This is a genomic window from Bergeriella denitrificans NBRC 102155 (assembly GCF_001592185.1).
Taxonomy (GTDB): Bacteria; Pseudomonadota; Gammaproteobacteria; order Burkholderiales; family Neisseriaceae; genus Neisseria; species Neisseria denitrificans.
On the sequence record NZ_BCWL01000178.1, the window covers coordinates 1 to 4,460 of the forward strand.

The 4,460-nt window shown below is 56.6% G+C and carries 4 protein-coding genes; 2 read left to right on the plus strand and 2 right to left on the minus strand.

The genetic code is table 11. The annotated features are described in order from the left end of the window. Positions 1-10 precede the first annotated feature (10 nt). Positions 11-766, minus strand: a complete 756-nt coding sequence (gloB, locus tag BDE01S_RS08630; protein WP_066080249.1) for a hydroxyacylglutathione hydrolase — start codon at positions 764-766, stop codon at positions 11-13. Positions 767-1,113: 347 nt separating this feature from the next. Here gloB and nhaC point away from each other — a divergent pair, with 347 nt between their 5' ends. Beyond that, on the plus strand, positions 1,114-2,508 hold the full coding sequence (gene nhaC / locus BDE01S_RS08635; RefSeq protein WP_066080253.1) for a Na+/H+ antiporter NhaC: 1,395 nt from the start codon (positions 1,114-1,116) through the stop codon (positions 2,506-2,508). An 84-nt stretch (positions 2,509-2,592) separates the two neighbouring features. On the opposite strand, the gene BDE01S_RS08640 is transcribed toward nhaC, so the two are convergent. After that, entirely contained in the window at positions 2,593-3,297 is a 705-nt protein-coding gene (locus tag BDE01S_RS08640; RefSeq protein WP_066080256.1) for a pirin family protein, read from the minus strand. Between the two features lie 128 nt (positions 3,298-3,425). Between BDE01S_RS08640 and BDE01S_RS08645 the strand changes: the two genes are divergently transcribed. Then, positions 3,426-4,337, plus strand: coding sequence for a LysR family transcriptional regulator (locus tag BDE01S_RS08645; RefSeq protein WP_066080259.1), 912 nt, complete (start codon positions 3,426-3,428; stop codon positions 4,335-4,337). Positions 4,338-4,460 lie beyond the last annotated feature (123 nt).

Sequence of the window (4,460 nt, forward strand, 5' to 3'; positions counted from 1 at the left end):
TCGCGGCGGCTTAAAATCGGTTTTTCAATTCGCGCAGGGCGGCAAATACTGCCAGTCCGCTATCGCACGGCTGCCCGATGAGCGCTTCCACCCGCGCCTTAACCTGCGGCAGGCCGGCACGCAGAAAGGGGTTGACGGCACGCTCGTGCGCCAGGTTGACGGGCAGGGTGGGCGCGGATGCTTGTTCCGCAGCCTGTAACGCGGCGCAGATGTCGGCGTTGTCCGGCTCGATATGGGCGGCGAAACGCAGGTTAGCGGCGGTATATTCGTGGGCGGGGTAAAACAGCGTGTGTTCGGGCAGGCTGTTGTAGCGCTGGAAACTCTCGTAAAGCGCTTCGATTGTGCCGGTAAATACCCGCCCGCAGCCTGCGCTGAACAGAGTGTCGCCGCAGAAAACGTGCAGGCCGTCTGAATTTTCCAGCAAATAGCTGAGATGGTGCGCAGTATGGCCGGGCGTGGCCCATACGGTGGCCAGGGCATCGCCGAAGCGGATTTGAAGGCCGTTGTCGGCGGCGCGGGTGGCGGCTTCGATGTCGGCATTGCCGTAAACGGCAGCCTCGGGATAGGCGCGGCGTAAAGCGTCGATGCCGCCGCAATGGTCGTGATGGTGGTGGGTAATCCAAATCTGCTCAAGCACTTGGCCGCTGCGGCTCAGATATTCTGCTGCGGGCGCAGGGTCGCCGGGGTCGATGCAGACGGCGCGGCTGCCTTCGCCGATGATCCAGATGTAGTTGTCGTTAAAGGCTTTGACGGGGGTGATGGTCATGGTGTTCCTTCAATAGTCATTGAAAATAGGAATGATACGGCGTTGCTGCGCCTGCTCGTACTCTCTGTACTGTCTGCGGCTTGCTGCCTTGTCTCATTCTTATTTTCTTCGACTATAGTCGTTGTTTTGTTAGATGGATACGATGTTGCTGCCTGCGTTTTTCAGACGGCCTGTCTGTGCCGGATATGATACCGCAAGGGCGGGTTGCTGCTGCATTGCAAAATAAACTTGATGAAGTGTTTAACTAAAGTTTACAATCTCTTTATCTTCGGCTGTTCCGAAGGCGGATTTTCAGACGGCCTCACGCCGCGCGTCCGCCTGTTTCTCCTGCAGGAAAAGGATATTTTATGTTCAGTTTCAAATCTCTGCTCCATATGCCGCGCGCAGAAGCGCTGGCGGTGGTGGGCGTATTGGTGGCCGCGATGGGCTATACGATTATCGCCCTGGGCTGGCTGCCGCATATGTCGGTGATTACGGCGATTGTTGCGCTGATTCTTTACGGCTTGTGCCGCGGCCTGAAATACGGCGATATGCAGCAGGGTATGATTGGCGCGGTCAGCCAAGGCATGGGCGCGGTGTATCTGTTTTTCTTTATCGGCCTGATGGTGTCGGCGCTGATGATGAGCGGCGCCATTCCCACGCTGATGTATTACGGTTTCGGGCTGATTTCGCCGACATATTTCTATTTCTCAGCGTTTGCGCTCTGCTCGGTCATCGGCATCGCCATTGGCAGCAGCCTTTCTACCTGCGCGACCGTGGGCGTGGCTTTTATGGGCATGGCGGCGGCGTTTCATGCGGATTTGGCGATGACGGCGGGCGCGGTGGTGTCCGGCGCGTTTTTCGGCGATAAAATGTCGCCGCTGTCGGATACCACGGGCATTGCGGCTTCGATTGTCGGCGTGGATTTGTTTGAACACATCAAAAATATGATGTACACCACTGTACCCGCCTGGCTGATTAGCGCCGCGCTGATGCTGTGGTTGCTGCCGAACGTGGCGGCGCAGGATTTGAACAGCGTGGATTTGTTCCGCGCCCAACTGGAAGCAACCGGGCTGGTGCACGGCTATTCGCTGCTGCCTTTTGCGCTGCTGGTGGTATTGGCGCTGCTGCGGGTAAATGCGGTGGTGTCCATGCTGTTTACCGTGTTGGCGGGCTTGGCGGTCACTTATCTGCACAGCTCGCCCGATTTGCAGCAGCTGGGCGCGTGGTTTTACGGCGGCTACAAGCTGGAGGGCGAGCAGTTTCAAAACATCGCCCGCCTGATATCGCGCGGCGGCTTGGAATCGATGTTTTTCACGCAGGCGATTGTGGTCTTGGGCATGAGCCTGGGCGGTTTGCTGTTTACTTTGGGCGTTATTCCCGCGCTTTTGGATGCGGTACGCGCGTTTTTAACCTCTGCCGCCCGCGCAACTGCCAGCGTGGCCATGACTTCCGTCGGCGTCAACTTCCTGATTGGCGAGCAATATTTGAGCATTCTGCTGTCGGGCGAAACCTTCAAGCCGGTTTATGACCGTCTCGGCCTGCATTCGCGCAATCTGTCGCGCACCTTGGAAGACGCGGGTACGGTGATTAACCCGCTGGTGCCTTGGAGCGTGTGCGGCGTGTTTATCAGCCAGGCGCTGGGCGTGCCGGTATGGGAATATCTGCCGTATGCGTTTTTCTGCTATCTGTGTCTGATTTTGACTTTACTCTTCGGCTGGACCGGCCTGACTTTGAGCAAAAAGCAGCCGGATGAAGCCTGAGCGGATGAAAGTGTCAAAAAGCCGTCTGAAAAATCGCTGATTTTTCAGACGGCTTTTTTATTTGGGGTAGCTGGTTGCGCCGGATTATTCAGTATCCACCAACACCAATTCGGCATCGCTCAAGGCTTTAACGGTAATGACAGTTTCGCCGTGGATGGCGGCACCGTCGCCTTTTTCGAGACGCACGCCGTTGACTTCCACTTCGCCTTCCGCCGGGACGAGATAGCCGTAGCGGCTGCCGTCTGAAAAACGGTATGTCACGCTTTCGCCGGCTTTGACGGTAGCGCCGGCAACGCGGGCATTGGTGCGGATGGGCAGGGCGTTGTCGCCTTCGATGCCGCTGGCGAGTACCTCGAATTTACCGGCGCGTTCGGCTTTGGGGAAGGATTGCGTGCCCCAAGACGGCGCTTCTTTGGCGCTTTCCATGGTGGGGATAATCCAAATTTGGAACAGGGTAGTGGCTTCGTTTTCCAGATTGTGCTCGGAGTGGAATACGCCGGAGCCTGCCGACATTACCTGCACATCGCCCGCTTCGGTGCGGCCTTTGTTGCCCATGCTGTCTTGGTGGGTAATCGTGCCGGTGCGGACATAGGTGATGATTTCCATTTCTTTGTGCGGGTGGGTGTCGAAGCCGGTGTGCGGTGCGATGATGTCGTCGTTCCACACGCGCAGGTTGCCCCAGTGCATACGGTTGCGGTCGAAATAGCCGGCAAATGAGAAGTGGTGTCGGGCATCCAGCCAACCGTGGTTGGCTCCGCCTAATTGAGTGTAGGGGCGGCGTTCGATCATGATTTTTTCCTTTATGTTGTGGTTGGGTTGTCGTGCAGCGGATGTGAAGCAGTATAGGGCGTTTTAATTATTGTGAAAATAGAATATATCGAATATTATATATTCCAATTTTAATATAATGAAAAACGATGAGCAGATTACCCGATTTTGAAGCATGGGCGGTGTTTGCCAAAGTGGTGGAGCACGGCTCATTTTCCGCTGCGGCGCAGACGCTGAATTTGTCGCAGGCCACGGTATCCAAAGCCGTTTCCCGCCTGGAAGCGCGGATGCAGACCACGCTGTTTCAGCGTACGTCGCGCAAGCTGGTGTTAACCGAAAGCGGGCAGGCGGTGCAGGCTTACGCGCAGCAGCTTTTGGCCGACGGCGAGGCGTTGGAAGCGCAGCTGCGTGACGAGGTGGACCGGTTTCAGGGCAAGGTGCGCTTTGCCGTGCCGCTGTCGTTCGGCTTGCGCGAGATTGCGCCGCTGCTGCCCGAGTTTAACCGCCGCTATCCGAATATCGAATTGGATATCCATTTGGCCGACGAGCAGGTGGATTTGATTGCCGGGCACTTTGATTTCGCGCTGCGGATTGCGCGGCTCGACGATTCTTCGCTGTTGGCCAAGCGGATGTGTAAGGTTGCGCTGCTGGCGGTGGCTGCACCGGCGTATTTGGCCGAACACGCCGCGCCGGAGCATCCGAAAGATTTGGCTTTTCAGACGGCCTTGGTTTATACCAATGCCAAAAACGCGCAGAATTGGACGTTCCGCCACGAGGAGCTTGGCAGCTTTACCCAAACGGTGCAGCCGAAAATCCAGGCCAACAGTGCCGATGTGTTTCTGCCCATGCTGCTGGCGGGGCGGGGTATTGCGGTGGTGCCCGAGTTTTTGGTTTGCGACGAAATCCGCAGCGGGCGTTTGCAGATGCTGCTGGCGGGCTGGCAGATTGAGCCGCTGTCGCTTTACTTGCTCGCACCGCCCAACCCGCTGCGCCCGAAGCGCGTGCAGGCTTTGATGGATTTTTTATATGAGGCGCTCAGGCAGACGAGCTGGGCGAGATAGCGGGCGGTCGGGTATTGTGTTCTTCGGTGATTGCAGGGTGTGGTAAGTTAAATTCCTAAAAAACGGAATATGTCAGGTCTGGAACGAATGTCAGGATTTTTGTTTTTTAGGAATTTCATTATA

What these genes read in the sequence shown, in the direction of transcription:
- gloB (WP_066080249.1), bottom strand. Translation starts at nt 766, where the DNA reads ATGACCATCACCCCCGTCAAAGCCTTTAACGACAACTACATCTGGATC.
- nhaC (WP_066080253.1), top strand. Translation starts at nt 1,114, where the DNA reads ATGTTCAGTTTCAAATCTCTGCTCCATATGCCGCGCGCAGAAGCGCTG.
- BDE01S_RS08640 (WP_066080256.1), bottom strand. Translation starts at nt 3,297, where the DNA reads ATGATCGAACGCCGCCCCTACACTCAATTAGGCGGAGCCAACCACGGT.
- BDE01S_RS08645 (WP_066080259.1), top strand. Translation starts at nt 3,426, where the DNA reads ATGAGCAGATTACCCGATTTTGAAGCATGGGCGGTGTTTGCCAAAGTG.